Source organism: Alicyclobacillus pomorum DSM 14955 (assembly GCF_000472905.1).
GTDB classification, from domain to species: Bacteria; Bacillota; Bacilli; order Alicyclobacillales; family Alicyclobacillaceae; genus Alicyclobacillus_A; species Alicyclobacillus_A pomorum.
The window spans coordinates 1-16,155 of the sequence record NZ_AXAR01000001.1; the positions used below are offsets into that span (position 1 = coordinate 1).

At 49.6% G+C, this 16,155-nt stretch carries 12 protein-coding genes, 1 rRNA gene and 1 pseudogene; 10 read left to right on the forward strand and 4 right to left on the reverse strand.

Annotation, left to right across the window (positions count from 1 at the left end):
* Window positions 1-84 precede the first annotated feature (84 nt).
* Window positions 85-201 (forward strand): 5S ribosomal RNA (gene rrf / locus YWK_RS0100005).
* Window positions 202-417: 216 nt separating this feature from the next.
* Here rrf and YWK_RS0100010 read toward each other — a convergent pair.
* Window positions 418-1,395 (reverse strand): bile acid:sodium symporter family protein, encoded by a 978-nt coding sequence (locus YWK_RS0100010; protein WP_026963149.1) that lies wholly within the window; start codon window positions 1,393-1,395, stop codon window positions 418-420.
* A 446-nt stretch (window positions 1,396-1,841) separates the two neighbouring features.
* On the opposite strand from YWK_RS0100010, the gene YWK_RS17545 reads away from it, so the two are divergent.
* Window positions 1,842-3,971, forward strand: a complete 2,130-nt coding sequence (locus YWK_RS17545) for an RNA degradosome polyphosphate kinase (protein WP_051374807.1) — start codon at window positions 1,842-1,844, stop codon at window positions 3,969-3,971.
* An 83-nt stretch (window positions 3,972-4,054) separates the two neighbouring features.
* On the opposite strand, the gene YWK_RS0100020 is transcribed toward YWK_RS17545, so the two are convergent.
* Complete coding sequence (locus YWK_RS0100020) at window positions 4,055-5,479, reverse strand: Ppx/GppA phosphatase family protein (protein WP_026963150.1); 1,425 nt, start codon at window positions 5,477-5,479, stop codon at window positions 4,055-4,057.
* Window positions 5,480-5,910: 431 nt separating this feature from the next.
* A complete protein-coding gene (locus YWK_RS0100025; RefSeq protein ID WP_026963151.1) occupies window positions 5,911-6,417 on the reverse strand; it encodes a hypothetical protein in 507 nt (168 codons plus the stop codon).
* 494 nt (window positions 6,418-6,911) lie between these two features.
* Here YWK_RS0100025 and YWK_RS22290 point away from each other — a divergent pair, with 494 nt between their 5' ends.
* The 8 genes and pseudogenes from YWK_RS22290 to YWK_RS0100060 all read left to right on the forward strand — a co-directional run bounded on the left by YWK_RS22290 (window position 6,912) and on the right by YWK_RS0100060 (window position 15,775).
* A complete protein-coding gene (locus YWK_RS22290) occupies window positions 6,912-7,070 on the forward strand; it encodes a hypothetical protein (protein WP_245578456.1) in 159 nt (52 codons plus the stop codon).
* Window positions 7,067-8,296 (forward strand): annotated as a pseudogene (locus tag YWK_RS22295) (MFS transporter). The gene YWK_RS22290 and the pseudogene YWK_RS22295 overlap by 4 nt, the downstream one beginning before the upstream one ends.
* A gap of 152 nt (window positions 8,297-8,448) precedes the next feature.
* Window positions 8,449-8,925, forward strand: a complete 477-nt coding sequence (locus YWK_RS0100035; protein WP_026963152.1) for a flavin reductase family protein — start codon at window positions 8,449-8,451, stop codon at window positions 8,923-8,925.
* A gap of 240 nt (window positions 8,926-9,165) precedes the next feature.
* On the forward strand, window positions 9,166-10,653 hold the full coding sequence (locus YWK_RS0100040; protein WP_084453347.1) for a PTS mannitol transporter subunit IIBC: 1,488 nt from the start codon (window positions 9,166-9,168) through the stop codon (window positions 10,651-10,653).
* Window positions 10,654-10,666: 13 nt separating this feature from the next.
* Complete coding sequence (locus YWK_RS0100045; protein WP_026963154.1) at window positions 10,667-12,694, forward strand: BglG family transcription antiterminator; 2,028 nt, start codon at window positions 10,667-10,669, stop codon at window positions 12,692-12,694.
* 6 nt (window positions 12,695-12,700) lie between these two features.
* Window positions 12,701-13,138 (forward strand): PTS mannitol transporter subunit IIA, encoded by a 438-nt coding sequence (locus YWK_RS0100050; RefSeq protein ID WP_026963155.1) that lies wholly within the window; start codon window positions 12,701-12,703, stop codon window positions 13,136-13,138.
* On the forward strand, window positions 13,135-14,295 hold the full coding sequence (locus YWK_RS17560) for a mannitol-1-phosphate 5-dehydrogenase (RefSeq protein ID WP_035465638.1): 1,161 nt from the start codon (window positions 13,135-13,137) through the stop codon (window positions 14,293-14,295). Before YWK_RS0100050 ends, YWK_RS17560 begins: the two co-directional genes overlap by 4 nt.
* Window positions 14,296-14,509: 214 nt before the next feature.
* Window positions 14,510-15,775, forward strand: a complete 1,266-nt coding sequence (locus YWK_RS0100060) for a M20/M25/M40 family metallo-hydrolase (protein ID WP_245578459.1) — start codon at window positions 14,510-14,512, stop codon at window positions 15,773-15,775.
* Between the two features lie 89 nt (window positions 15,776-15,864).
* On the opposite strand, the gene YWK_RS21700 is transcribed toward YWK_RS0100060, so the two are convergent.
* A complete protein-coding gene (locus tag YWK_RS21700; RefSeq protein ID WP_156908981.1) occupies window positions 15,865-16,002 on the reverse strand; it encodes a hypothetical protein in 138 nt (45 codons plus the stop codon).
* Window positions 16,003-16,155 lie beyond the last annotated feature (153 nt).

A 16,155-nucleotide genomic window follows, 5' to 3' on the forward strand; every position in this document is an offset into this window, starting at 1 on the left:
GCGATGAGATACATATAGAGGTTCGCGGGGTGTCTGCGAACGGCTCGCTTCAGCGCAGGAGTGAGCAGACACCCACGAACCGGGTCTGGTGGCAATGGCGGAGGGGAAACACGCGTACCCATCCCGAACACGACCGTTAAGACCTCCAGCGCCGATGATACTTGGGGCGGGAGCCCCTGGGAAAGTAGGACGCCGCCAGGCAAGAGAGCAGAAGAGCTCAGTGCTACATGCACTGGGCTCTTTTGTTTGGCTGAGTGCATACGGCACACTGCTGTCCGTGTCGCGTGAAAGCGGGCTCAGTTATGCCGACCTCAGCGTTTAACGGCGCCATGCGAGAGGCCGTTTACGAACTATGTTCATCAAGTCATGGCTATCAGTTACTTCTAAGCCAAACAAGGGATTTACCCTTTCGCTCACTTATGAATCTGCATGCAAGTTGAGATCAGATTGTACAGTGGCCGCTTGCTCGCGCTTCTGCATGCGGCTGTATATGTTGGCCAAAATTGCGCCAGAAATATTATGCCAAACACTGAAGATGGCACTAGGCACCGCGGCAACGGGATTAAAGTGTGCCTTGGCAATCGCGACGCCCAAAGCGGAGTTTTGCATGCCAACCTCGAGAGATACAGCGACGCGTTTTGGGAGTTCCATACGCATCAGTTTGGCCAAAAGGTAACCTAGCAAGAAGCCACATACGTTGTGCAACACAACCGCAACGAAGATGAGGAAGCCGGTGGCTGCGATTTGTTTGTGACTGCCGCTAACCACGCCCGCCACAATCGCGATGATGGCAATCGCGGATACCAGTGGTAGGACTTTGCTACTTGCTTTGGCAGTGCCACGGAAAATGGACTTGATGATCAATCCAAGTGCAATTGGAATGATGATGACCTGTACAATCTGCCAGAACAGTGAATATGGATTCACCGCAACCCATTTACTCGCAAACAGGTAGATTAACGCTGGTGTCACAATGGGAGCCAAAATCGTCGACACCGAAGCAATCGATACGGCAAGTGACACATCTCCTCTCGCCAAGAAGGTCATCACATTGGACGATGTACCACTTGGGCAGCTGCCCACTAGAATGACACCCACTGCGATATCGGGTGGCAGGCGCAATACCAGACAGATCAGATACGCCAATAGCGGCATCACGATAAAGTGACTCGCCACTCCAATTGCGACATCCTTTGGGCGACGAAGCACCTCCCTAAAATCCGATGGAGACAATGTTAACCCCATCCCAAACATGACAACACCGAGTAAGTAAATCGTGTATTTTCCAAGCCATACAAACTGATGTGGTAAGAAGAATGCGACAACCGCAAACAGCAGAACCCACCACGCAAACGTGTTCCCAACAAATCGACTTACTGACTCTAACGCTTTCAAATGTATCAGTCCCCTTCAAATGATTGATAAACATACTAAAATGAAATTTCGGAATACGCAATAAGATTCACGTGATATCTGCTGCATGCACAGACCGTGTTGCACGCCGAGAAAGCGTTCTCGATGGCTAGAAATCCCAGAAATGTAGAATGGAAAAGGTTAGAACGAAGCGAGCCGAACGCAGGTTACATGCCATGTATAACAAGGCGTATAGGACAGAGGTCGTGGGGGAAGCATGGAAACGGGTTGAGGCGGAAGGAAGGTGTAGCGCCGGTATCGACGGTGTCACGATACAACGGCACATTGTACAGGAGTATGGGAAGGGGTAACCGGACCATTTCGGGTACAGTGTACGTTTAGACCGAGTACGTTTAGACCGATTTTGGGGCACAATTCCATAATGCTTACGCATGAGGACTCTGTGATGAAAATGAGGTTTTGTCGCCATGAAAAACTTTGACGATAAATCGTACTACATTAACCGTGAACTAAGTTGGTTAGCGTTTAACGAGCGGGTCCTAGCACAAGCCATGGACAAAGGAATTCCTTTGTTTGAACGCTTGAAGTTCATCTCCATTACGGCCTCCAATCTGGATGAGTTTTTTATGGTGCGTGTAGCCGGGCTTAAAGACCAGGTGAAAATCGGATACAACCGCCCTGAGAACAAAACCCAGATGATGCCAGTACAACAGTTGCGGGCCATTTCAAAACGAGTTCACGCACACGTTGCGAGGCTTTATTCCCTGTTGACCCTTTCCATCTTGCCAGCCTTAAAGAAGCAAGGGATTTCTTTTGTTCGCCCTGTAGACATGTCTAAGAAACAGAAGGACTTTCTGTCTGACTATTATCACCATCACATCTTCCCTGTGTTAACCCCGCTTGCCATCGATGCGAGCCATCCGTTTCCAAAATTGGGGAATAAGACACTGAACCTGGCTGTCCTTTTGAAGCCAATAGACCGTGAAATGGAAGAGCGAGAGGACAACCTATTCGCTGTCGTTCAGGTACCTTCCGTACTTCCACGATTTATCGAGCTTCCGTCTCGACCTGACAAGCTCCAATACATATTGTTGGAAGACGTCATTCAGGAGTTTATCGGCACGTTGTTTCCCGGAAACGAGATTCTGGAGTCCGCTCCTTTTCGAATTACCCGAAATGCCGATATTGATGTAGATGAGGAAAGCGCAGAGGACCTTTTGGAGGAAATCGAGAAAGAACTGAAGAACCGTAGGAAAGGTGCAGCTGTTCGCTTAGAAGTAGCATCCAACATGACCATGACCCTCGTCGAGACTCTGTGTGATTGGCTTGAGTTGGAAACGGATGATCTGTACTCTATACGTGGTCCACTGGATGTTACGTTCCTTTCAAAGATTACGAGTCTACCAGGATACGACCATCTGCGGTATGATTCCCTTGTCCCGCAAACGCCAAGAGACCTGCTTGGAGAAGTTGGGTTATTTGATGCCATTGCACGAAAAGATATCATGCTGTTTCATCCGTACGAATCATTTGAACCTGTTATTGATTTAGTGAGTCAAGCCGCCGATGACCCAAACGTACTCGCCATCAAACAGACGCTCTATCGCGTCAGTAAGAACTCCCCGATAGTCAATGCATTGGTGCGTGCGGCCGAAAACGGGAAACAAGTGACTGTTATCGTGGAATTGAAGGCGCGTTTTGATGAAGAAAATAACATTGTGTGGGCAAAAAAGTTGGAGGAATCAGGGTGCCACGTGATTTACGGGCTCGTTGGCCTCAAGACACACAGCAAGATTACTTTAGTGGTTCGCAAGGAAGGCACGATACTCCGACGATACGTCCATCTCTCAACAGGGAACTATAACGATACGACGGCACGTATTTACACAGATATCGGTATGTTTACCGCACGAGAAGACTTCGGGTACGACGCTTCCGAGTTCTTCAATCACTTAACTGGTTTTGGTGCTACACCTGTATGGAAGCAGATTACCATTGCCCCAACAGGACTCAAAGCCAAGTTCTTAGAACTGATTGAGAACGAAATTGAAACGAGTACACCAGAGAATCCGGGTCGAATCATCGCAAAAATGAACTCTTTAACAAACAAGGACCTGATTATGGCGTTGTATAAAGCATCTTGCAGCGGTATTCGAATCGATTTAATTGTGCGCGGCATCTGCTGCCTGCGCCCAGGCATACCTGGTGTCAGCGAGAACATTCAGGTATCCAGCATCGTGGGCAGATTTCTTGAGCATAGCCGTACATTTTACTTTCGAAACGGCGGCGATGAACTGTTGTTCTTATCCAGCGCAGATTGGATGACTCGCAACATGATGAACCGAGTTGAGATTCTCTTCCCGGTAGTGCAGGACAACTTAAAGGAGCGATTAAAGCATATCTTGCACGTCCAACTCTCGGACAATGTCAATCGCTATCAGTTGAACGCGAAGGGCACATACCGGAAAGTGACCAGGCAGGGCAAGTCTCATTCTGTGGCCAGCCAACTGTATTTTCACGAAGAGGCTATAAATTATGCCTATTTCACAGAAGACCAGCATCATCACATTACCCCTATCACGAGCCACGGCAAGTAAACCGTCGTACGCAATGAACGACGGCCTGCAATTTCATATCCGGTTGTTCCGGATATCTCTGGATTGAAGTGATAAAGCGCTCTTCACGATAAAGGAAAGTGCTTTTTAAATCCCTTGAGAATGGATTTGAAATCGGCGTCTAAATCTTTCAAAGCCTTTCCGGATGATGTGGTAGTTAATTTATGATTCATGGCATTCAGAACATCGTCATACCGGAGACCTGCATCGTGAACCAGGAAATTTGCAAGTTGAAGGATGAGATGCAACTGTTTCGCCGACTTTGGGCCTTTTCCTAACACCACGCTGCTCACGGTATGTATTTCTTCCTGAGTCAATCCATAGAGGTGTGAAGAACGGATGAGATAGTCCGTGTGTTTTGCGCACTTCTCAACGTTCACGAATGCTCCGGTCATATAGACAAGTACTGAAATCCGCAGCAGCCTTTTGTGATCTTCAGACAGCCGATGAATGGGCGCTAAATCATCAAAAAGTTTTTCCGCGCACTCCGCAGATTCATACGCGGCCGCCAAATTCACATCGTACAATTGCATAAAATTGTGCAGGCTGTGCTCCTTGACCGAAGGCAGTACAGGCGCGGGTTGACCGCATAAAAGGTACTCGTAAAACAACCCATCGCGCAATCCACTTCCACTGATGAGAAGACGCGTTGCGGATGTGATACTGGTCAATGCCCAAGCCACAGCGACCCCTGCATGGATAACTTCCGCCCTGGAGTCTGAAAGGCCGCCCAACTTTCTGCGCCGACCTACAGTTAAATTTTTCATTTTCTCGTAAATCTGTTTCATCACACTCGATTCCAATTCATATCCATGCAATCGACTCAGCACGTGGCCTTGCATTTTACTCGAAATCTTTCCAATGGCCCGCATGGTCCCACCGATGCCTACCAAAGGTAAATCGCTAATTGCTCTTAACCAATCGAGTTTCGACAATTCTTCACTCATAAATTGAAACACTGCATCGCTTTGAAGTGCGGGCTCGACATGATGAAACTTCTTAGCCAGCGTTAAAGCCCCATACGGAAGACTTACCGACTTCACCAACTCTCTATCGCGGACGAGAGTGACCTCAGTACTCGCGCCACCGATATCCACAAGCACGGCATCTTCGATGTCCATCGTATTGATAACACCCAAATAGCCGTACCACGCCTCCTGTTCACCAGTCAGAAGGCGAAACTGGATGCGCGTTTCCTCATGCAGTAGATCAAGTACATCTCTTCCATTCTCCGCCTGGCGCATTGCGGCAGTAGCCACTGCAATCCATGCCTGGACATGGTACAGCCGACCCACGTTTCGGAACGCACGCGCACTGACGGTGGCTATACGGATACCTTCTTGGGACAATCGTCCATCGGCTATGTACTTAGCGAGTTGGATATTTTTCTTCATGCGGTACGATACCCGATAGCTCCCGTTACGATGGATATCATAAATCACTAGGCGCGAAGAATTTGAGCCCATGTCAATGATTCCAATTCTATTCATTCTCACACCACGATTTCCCATGTATTCGTCCGCGGAAGCGACTCTTATTACAGTGATTTGCAAAAGCTGGCATCAAACAGACCATCCAAGATGTGTGCTGGACCATTCCAAGTGGAAATGTGCAAAACGCAGGCAACATCTCGCCGTGCTGAACCGCTCAGGAGAAATTTTGCAAATCGCTCATTTGTATCATCTTCAAATTGCAGGATTTGTAAACATGGACTGAAGGTCTATTACGAATTCAGTTGTGCGGGAAGCGTTTTGTCCGAGTCACGGGTGTACCTGTTGGAGACAAGGCTAAGCAGTAGCGGAGACCGCCGCCAATGATGATGAGGGGAGGTCAAGCCATTGGGGTTAAGCGTTCTTGGCGACGCGCGGCCGACATCATAGGTCAGTGGACGGCAGCGGTACTCCGCATCATGCGTGTTGAATTAGACCCAACCACCATCTCCGTTATTGTCATTGAAATCATTGTAGTCATCATGGCCGACGTCATAGTTGACGTTATCGGCATAGGTGTCATGTCCTGGACCATCGGAATGGTCGTAACTTCCGTTCCCAAAGTCGTTGCCGAAGTGATTGTCATCCAAACGCCGCTGCAACTCGTCAATTTCATGCTGCTGAATGATGTTTTGTTGCATTAACTCCTCCATCATCCGCTGTTGGTCGAGACTGTTAAAGTAGTCGTACTGCGTCATGTCAATGCGCCCTTGTTCGAGGAGGTACTCCAACAGTGCGCCGGCTGCCATTCCGCCCAAGAAACTGCCAACTCCGAATCGTGGAGATGGCGGATTGTACGGCGGATCGTACTGCGGTGGCGTCACATCGTAATAAGGGTGTTCACGATAATATGGTTCATTCCGGTATCCACTACGGCCCCTTTGAACCAACAGGACAACCAATAAGACGACAATAATGATAAGGAGTATCACAGTCATTCCGCACTCACCCTTTACGTTGAACGCAGTTTCAATCTGAGTCATCCTCGATAACGCACAGGTTAGTACATACCCAATTACGCTAACATGATACCAAACCTTTTCATGCCATTACACATGTGTCGTGACACTTCGATAAACCCTTTCAGGGCGTCCAACAACGCCATTGGACACGTTCGCGGATACTCTGGGGAACAACTGGTCCCTAGAATATTGTAATCGTTGAAAACCTACCTTCTATTTTGCTCCTTTTCATGATCCAAAGACAAATGTTGATGCGCAGAGGTCATTTGAAGACGGTAGGCATAAGCCGCCTCGGTACTTGCTGCTTCATCCAAACCGTGAACAAAATGCACAAAATGAAGCAAATTATGTTTCTCTCATTACTTATTTAATCTATCTCTTGAATAATCACCATCTTAAAATGAAAACGTTATCACATATTTCTATAAAAATCAGATACCGAGTAAATGACAAAATGGGGAGTGATTTGTGTGTCGAACGCGTCTATCGCTGTCATGCTAAATGGTCTGCCGTTGACAAGCCGCCACAAGGTGGCTGCGTTTGTCATTGGATTTGCACTTTTCTTTGAATTTTTTGATGTGAATTTGTCCGGCGTACTGGGGACTGTGTTACAGAACAATTTCATGTGAGCAGTTCGGTTCAACCATTGCTCTTGGGATCAGCTTTTTTGGGAATGTTCTTAGGTGCATTGGGAATTAATACTCTCAGTGACCGGATTGGCAGGAAAAAGGCGTTTTTTCTGAATTTACTAGTTTACTCCGTGTTCACTTTCTTCGGGGCCTTTAGTCCCAACATTGCTTTTCTGATTGTATGTCATTTCCTCGCAGGCGTTGGCATTGGTTCGCAACCAGCTTTATGCGATGTGTATCTGACTGAAATTCTTCCTGCTAAAAACCGAGGACGCATTATAGGGTGGGCTTACACGATACAAGTGTGTGCCGTACCTCTTGAAGGTTTCCTGGCCCGTTGGATTGTGCCGACGCATCTGGGGATGGCCGGCTGGAGATGGTTGTTCATTATCGGAGCACTTGGTGCATTGGCGGCTTGGGTGATGCAGAAAAACCTTCCTGAGTCACCGCGCTGGTTGGAGGCTGTAGGACGACGCACGGAAGCAGAGAAAGTCTTCAAATATTTTGCGGAAAAGGCCGGGACGTTGGCTACAGTGATTCGAGAAGACGATGGATGGACGGTGAATCCGGAGAAATTGCCGATTTCAACACTTTTCCGGAAAGAGCTTGTTGGTCGTACCCTCATGTTGTGGACATTTCACATTCTGCAGACCATTGGTTATTACGGTTTTGGTACACTGGTTCCAATCGTCCTGGCGGTCAAGGGATATACGATGGTTCACTCCCTGGAATACGCTGCGATTTCTTACATTGGATATCCCATTGGTTCATTGCTCTCGCTCCCGATTATCGAACGCGTTCAGAGAAAGTGGATGATTGTCGCTTAGGCTTTCTGTATGGCACTGTTCGGGATTCTTTTCGGTATGTCAGATTCCTCTACAACCATTATGCTATTTGGCTTCCTTTACACATTGAGTAGCAACATCTTTTCCTATGTGTATCACGTGTTTCAAGCTGAGATATTTCCAACTTCGATTCGGGCCACTGCAACGGGGAGTGCATACAGCTTAAGTCGTCTCATGAGTGGATTGATGCCATTTATCCTGTTGCCAGTATTGAAGCAAGATGGTGCCACGGCAATGTTTTCTGTGGTTGCTATTGCGATGGTGATCATTATGCTCGACATTGGAATTTTTGGTCCGAAAACAACAGGATTGGCTTTGGAGCGTGTGAATGAAAACAAACTCGTGAATCCAAATGCAAACGATACGACGATGTCGATGTGAGTTGTAATCCCATTTTACATGTGTGGCGAAGTCGCAGGTGTACGGTTTTACAGTATTCATAGGGAGTTTTTGATGTTGCCCATGAACATATTATAGAATGATTGTAACGGCGCAAGAAACCGAAACAATCACGACGAAACGGGGGCAAAAACATGGACGAGCAAGCGAAAAAGACGGCATTGCGTGGCATCACCTATGGCCTGTATGTGATTGGCACGAAGGTGGGGGATGATGTGAACGCCTTCACCGGGAACTGGGTAACCCAGACTTCTTTCACTCCGCCGTTGGTCGCCATCGGCGTGAAAAAGGGCACAACGTCGTATGACGGAATTTTGGAAAGCCGTGTGTTTTCGGTGAATGTGTTGGAATCTGGGCAAAAGGATCTGGCTTTTGCTTTCTTCAAACCCGTCTCTAGAGTCGGCAATAAGTTTGGCGACATCGAGTTCTACACGTCCACAACAGGAAGCCCAATCTTGAAAGATGCTTTGTCGTGGTTTGAATGCCGCGTGGTCGACGTGAACGAACGGGGCGATCACGCCTTAGTCACGGGTGAAGTCGTCGATGCTGGTGTTCATCGTACCGGAGATCCGCTGACCCTCAAAGAAACCGGTCTATTTTACGGAGGTTAATGACAATTTCACCTGTAGCGACACCCGAAAGGGTGTCTTTTTTGTATCAAAAATGGGTTCTGCCGTGTACTTGACGTGAGGAAAATTCATGTAACCGCTTAACACGGGCAGCTTGTAGCACAAGGACTATTAAATTTTGTCACGTTGGGCGGTGTCACACGTGAATTTCTTGCGATTGAAACGGTCATTTGAACACTTTAAAGTAGCCAACGTAGACGATAGGACAAGGAGGAAAGAGGAATGGCAACCGTGGAAAGCTCAATTCACAAAAACTCCACAACCGTTGCTTCCAGAGGCAAGACGCAGGCCGGGTTGCAAAGGTTCGGTGGATTCCTGGCTGGAATGGTCATGCCAAACATTCCAGCGTTTATTGCATGGGGTCTCATCACGGCGTTCTTTATTCCAACTGGTTGGACGCCGAACGCACACTTGGGGCAGCTTGTCGGACCGTTCGTGAACTTCCTCATTCCAGTACTCATTGGTTTCACTGGTGGTAAATTAGTTCACGGCGATAGAGGGGCTGTTGTCGGTGCGCTCGCCACCGCAGGTGTCGCCGTCGGTTCCTCGCAGCCGATGTTCATTGGTGCAATGATTATGGGTCCGCTCGGCGGTTACCTCGTGAAAACGCTTGACCGGATGATTAAGGACCGAGTCCCCTCTGGGTTTGAAATGCTAGTCAATACGTTTTCTGCTGGCATCATCGGTGGCGGCTTGGCCATTCTTGGATTTGAGATAGTAGAGCCTGTCATGATTTTGGTCTCCAACGCGTTGGGTGCAGCAGCAACGTGGATTACATCTGTTCACCTTCTCCCGTTGATTGCCATCTTCATTGAACCGGGTAAAGTATTGTTTCTCAATAACGCGATTAACCATGGCATCTTGGACCCGTTGGGCCTTCAGCAAGCCAAGGACACCGGAAAATCAATCTTTTTCCTTTTGGAAACTGATCCTGGACCGGGGCTAGGCATCTTGATAGCATATTGGTTGTTCGGTAAAGGGACGGTTCGGCAATCAGCACCGGGTGCAATCGTGATTGAATTCTTTGGTGGGATTCATGAGATTTATTTCCCGTATGTGTTGATGAAACCGATTCTGATTCTTGCTGTCATTGCCGGCGGCATTGCAGCCGATGGAACGTTTATGCTGTTGCATGCCGGACTGGTCGCTACGGCGTCACCGGGGAGTATCATCGCAGAAATGATGATGTCGCCACGCGGCGGATACATTCCCGTACTTACCGGTATCTTCGTTGGTGCAGCGGTTTCTTTCATCATCGCGTCCTTGATCTTAATGCGGTCGCGGGACGAAATCGGCGGTGACTCACTGGCTGAGGCAAAAAGCATGGTCCAAACCATGAAGGCACAAAGTAAAGGTCTGGCGACGGCGGCTCAAGCTGCAACGCCTGAAGCTAAACCGTCACAACCCGGTAGCACCACATTGTCCGCTCTCCCGGACCGAGTCATCTTCGCCTGTGAGGCAGGGATGGGGTCAAGTGCGATGGGGGCGTCTCTGTTGCGGAAGAGGCTGACAGATGCGGGTTATAATATCCCGGTAGACCACATGCCCGTCAATCAGTTGCCCTCTGACGCACAAGTGGTGTTCACCCAAAAGAGCTTATCAGAACGGGCCAGCCAAGTGGCTCCGAGAGCAAAAATCTACATTGTAGATAACTTCTTGGATAAGACTACGTACGAAGCATTTGTTGAGGACCTAAATCAGCTCAAATAAAGCTGGGATGTCTATGGCACAAGGGTTAAATTCCCGACAAAAATATATACTTCATCTGCTGTCCGAACGTGTGGACGTCGGCATCGATGAATTGGTACGTCGACTCGAGGTGAGTCGACGTACCATTCAGCGAGATCTCACAGCGTTGCAACGCTACCTGAGCCCGTTTGATGTGGAACTGGAAACTGGGGCTGACGTGGTTCGACTGTCGGGGCTTGATACAGAGATTCGTCGGGCCATTGACGCCACCGGGAAGCTCCCCTCAACGCTCGCCTTCACATCGAAAAATCGTGCGCTATACGTAGCCCTGGAACTACTGTTGAGCCATGGGCCTTTAAAACTCAGTTATCTTGGAAAGAAATTTCATGTTACCAGCGCGAGTATCAGCCATGATTTGGACCAGGTATCGGACTGGCTAAGATCCCGAAAGATGACGCTGATCCGGCGGCAAGGGTACGGGATTGAAGTCGCTGGCGATGAGGTATCACGTTTAGAAGCGATGGCTGAGCTGATTCATCAGCAGCTGTCGATGAATGAATTCATGTCTATATTACGGGGGCAGGCCGACGAGGTCGATGTGCATCCATTCGATGTGTGGCTCACCGAATGGTTCGGGTTCGAGCGTTTAGAGGAAGTCCGCGCTGTGCTCTCTGAAGAACTTGCAAGCATGGTCCCGCCATTGGACGAGGCAGCATTTTATGGATTCATGTTGCATGTTCTCCTCACGTGCTCACGCATTGAGTCGGGAGTCCAGATGGATCACGTGGATGGGCAACAAGGCTTGTCCGCGGAGATTGCGCTGTGCACGCGTATCCTGCAACAACTTGTGCCGGATGCCAAACAGGTTGAGGCTGAAGCCATGTATCTCGCCAAACATTTGCGAGGTGCAAAGGTCCAGATGACGGAAGACAGCCGGATTCTTCCGCTCAACATCACCACAATGGACTTGGCTTATCACTTAGCCCGCAACCTGAGTGAGACGCTGCAAGTGCCGCTGGCTGAGGACCGCGAATTGTTACTTGGCCTGGCGCAGCATTTGGAACCTGCCATTTATCGGATGAAACACGGGCTTACCATACGCAATCCACTTTTGGATGAAGTGAAGCGTCGTTATCCATTTTTGTTTGACGCGATGCGTGCTGCCAGTCAGCAGGTCATTGAACTACATGGGCTGAATGTTCCTGATGCAGAAATCGGGTATCTTACAATGCACCTTGGTGCGGCCCTGGAACGATGGAAGTCTGGTAATGTCTGGCGGGTGAAGATTGTTTGTCCAAACGGTATTAGTTCAGCCGAACTGCTTGCAAGTCGTATACGCAATGAGTTTCCACAGGTTCAAGTCGTGAGTATTAATGCCATAGACACAATCAATGACCAGGACTGTGATTTTATTGTTTCGACAGTGCCCATTCAAGCTCGCATGAGACCCACAATCACTGTGTCCCCTTTTCTGCACGAAGAAGACGTACTGCGCGTACAAAATGTCATACAAGATTTGGAACGTACATTTACACCGATGAAGCAGCGCTACGCTCAGTTGGAACGAGATCCCGTGGATCTCACCACACAACTGGCGGAAGAGTTGTCGAGGCGAGTTCAGGTTTATCGTGCGGGTCCGGATGACGTGACAGAGCTGATCAAGTGGGTTTCCGAGACTGCTGTCCTCACGGGGGACGCGACCGACGTGAAGGCGGTCGTCTCCGCGATTGAGGAACGTGAACGACTGGGAAGCATTGTCTTGCCGGGGAAGGCATTCGCTGTCTTACATGCTCGTACTTCTGTGCTCAACCGCTGTCATGTGGCTGTTTATCGGCTTCATTCGCCCATTGCGATGCAAAGTGTGGGTGAGACGCACGAGGCGGTAGACAGCGCATTGGTGCTCTTGGCACGCAAAGAAGAAGAACCAGCCGTGGTGCACCTGCTCGGGCGGTTGAGTTCTGCACTCGTCATGGATCCATCCATCGTTGAAACATTGCGGACAGCGCCCGTTGAAGAGGTTCGCCGGAGCGTCTTGGACGCAATGAATCAAACAGAGGAGTGAGAGATAATGAAGATCCTTGAAGAATCGAACGTCATGCTGAATGTTGGCAAAGAAGATAAACGCGCCGCCATTGAACGCGTCGGCAAAAAACTTGTGGAGAACGGATATGTCGAAGCTCCTTATATAGAAGGTATGTTTGCGAGAGAAGAATCCATGACCACATACATCGGCAATGGTGTAGCTATTCCTCACAGCATGCCGGAATATGTCCAATATATTCGGCATTCCGGTATCGTGATTGCTCAGTATCCAGAGGGTGTTGACTTTGGAAATGGAAACGTTGCGCATCTTGTAATAGGTATCGCTGGCAAGGGGGATGACCACCTGCAAGTTCTCTCTCAAATCGCGATTGTCTGCCAAGAACAAGAAAACATCGACAAACTGGTGCACGCGACGACCGCTCGTGAAGTCCTGGAGGTCATTTCTCAAGGAGGATCACTATGAGAAAAGCTGTACATTTTGGGGCGGGAAACATTGGCCGCGGTTTCATCGGGCTGCTGCTTCATCGAGCTGGCTACGAGGTGGTATTTGCCGACGTCGTGGACACGCTCGTGGACGAGCTCAACGTGTCGAATTCGTATCGCGTGGTGACTTTGGACTCCGAAGTTCAAACAGAAGTGGTAAATCACGTACGAGCCGTACGGCTTGATTCGGCTGCTTGTAAACAAGAAATCGTTGATGCTTCCATCATTACAACAGCCGTGGGACTGAGAAACTTGGTGAGCGTGGCCGAGATCATTGCGGAAGCATTGCGCATGCGCTACCGGCAGAATCCAAGTCAAACGGTAAACATTATGGCGTGCGAAAATGCAATACGGGCCACCACCACATTGAAGGAGGCTATCCTGAGCCGCTGTGACGATGAGTTGCGTGCCTGGATTGAGTCCACGGTGGGCTTCGCCGATGTTGCGGTGGATCGGATTGCGCCGAACCGTGAAGGATATGCAACGCAGCCATTGGACGCCGTGGTGGAACGGTATTTTGAGTGGGATATCGAAAAACCTGCTCTGAAGGGACAAGTTGACATTCCAGGTGCCACCCTTGTGGAGCAGCTCGATCCATATCTGGAACGCAAATTATTCGTACTCAATGGTGCGCATGCCGCTGCCGCCTATGCAGGATTCCACAAGAATTATGAGACGATTTTAGATGCCATGCAGGATCCGGAAATTTTTCAGATTGTGTCCGATGTTCAGCACGAAGCGATTCTCGGACTCATGCACCGCTATCCGCAGTTTCGGGAAAGTGAGTTAACCCAATATGCGGAAAGTGTTCGGGAACGGTTTCTCAACCCGCACATTCGCGATGATGTCGCGCGGGTTGGTCGGGATCCTTTGAGAAAGTTGTCTGCAAATGACCGACTCGTCGGTCCGCTGAAATTGGCGCGGGAGGTGACACACGAAACCCCGGGGCTTGTGACCGCCATCGCCATGGGTTTCGCGTATAACAATCCCGATGATGAGGCGGCGACTCGGCTTCAACAGGGGATCAAAGAAAAGGGTATTGGTGCTACGCTGGCCAGAGTCACTGGGATTGAAGATGAAGATTTGCTCGACGAAATGACAATGGCGTACTTACGTGTGACGAAGCAACTTGCGTAATGGCGGAGGTATGTGGCCAGGACGGGGATGAGGTGATGATACGAGATACGGTCGCCCACCCCGTCCGGCGCGTACGTTGGATTGGAAGGTCAAGCGTGTCGTGGTATAGTTGAAAAATCACGTTCTGATGTACGGAGCCATTGAACATGGTCGTGTGTCGGCACGTCGGACAGTCACGCAGAAACATATGACATGTATGGGAGGTCACATCTTCGTGGACGCACGTCATGGTAAGAGTGTACCTTATGTCATTTCCGACGAGGTCGCAAAGACATATGAAACACTGCTGGCAGACGTTCAGGTGAAAGCTGCACTGCAGTTCACTGAATGGGATCATCAGACGACCATTGAAGATCAGATTCGCATCACGGAGATTCCAGCGCCCCCTTTTATGGAAGAGACGCGCAAGCTCTATTACCAGGCCTGCTTGGAGGGACTGGGGTTACAAGATGTGACCACTGACGCAGAAGGAAACGTGTTTGGTGTTCGAAAAGGCTCGGGAAACGGACCGCGGATCTTTGTTTCGGCGCATTTGGATACGGTTTTTCCTGAGGGAACGGATACCACGGTGAAAGAACGAGACGGGATACTATACGCGCCGGGGATTGCCGATGATGGCCGGGGACTCGCTGTGACCCTGGCCGTTCTTCGTGCCCTCAACCACGCCAACATTCAGACGCAAGGGGACATCATCTTTGGTGCGACCGTCGGGGAAGAGGGACTGGGGGACTTGCGAGGCGTGAAGGCGTTCTTCCGGGACCATCACGTCGATGGATTCATCTCCATAGAGCCTGATTCACCAGCCAGGGTGACATATCTGGCGACGGGCAGCCATCGGTATCGAATTACATACCATGGTCCAGGAGGACACAGTTTTGGTGCGTTCGGCATTCCGAGTGCCATACACGCCATGGGACGAGCCATCGCCATGATCTCCGATATTACCGTGCCTGAAGTCCCGAAAACGACGTTCACGGTTGGCACTGTCAGTGGCGGAACATCCGTCAACACCATCGCAGCGGAAGCACAAATGATGATTGACATGCGTTCCAATTCGGAACAGGCACTGTTGCAACTTGAAGAAGAGGTGTTACGGAGAGTTCGCCAAGCTGCACAAGAGGAGAACAAACGGTGGAACAGTGATGCCATCACGATCCATATTGAACTGGTAGGCAATCGCCCGGCAGGTTCCCAGTCTTCAGACGCCATTATTGTTCAGGCAGCCTTGGCCTCTGCTAAAGCCATCGGATTCGAGCCTACACTGGATGGTCCCAGCAGCACCGATTCCAACGTACCCATCAGTTTAGGGATTCCGGCAGTGACGCTTGGGGGCGGGGGCCAGTGCGGAGGCTTGCACACCTTACAAGAATTCTACGATCCCACCGATGGGCACTACGGTGTCCAAAAGGTGCTACTCACCGTTCTTGGATTGGTTGGCGTCAAGGATGTGAGTGACCCTTTACTGAAGCCAACGAAGTGAGGCCTGCCGCACCATGACGGCAGGCTTTTCTCGTGATGTTCGCACTGTGAGAAGAACGTGAATTTGGTTTTTTCGTTGAGGAGAACCACTCACTTCAACTTTTTGAGGAGCGATGTGGTCCAAGCCTTGAAACCTTCTACCGATGGCGTCGTACCTTCTTGCCTGCACTTCTTCTTATATAACTCCCAGATGGTTTGCTCGTGGGTCTGGTCCTTGTCTTGTGTCATGTTTTCCCCCCATTCATGCGAAACCAGTCTGTACGCTTTCGCTGTGTTCCTTTTAGAGTATTGGCCGTGAGTAGGTGCCGTTATTCCTGATATATCTCGAGTATTGAAACGTCCGGAGGTTTGTTGTAGAATGACAATATTCTGAATTTCTTA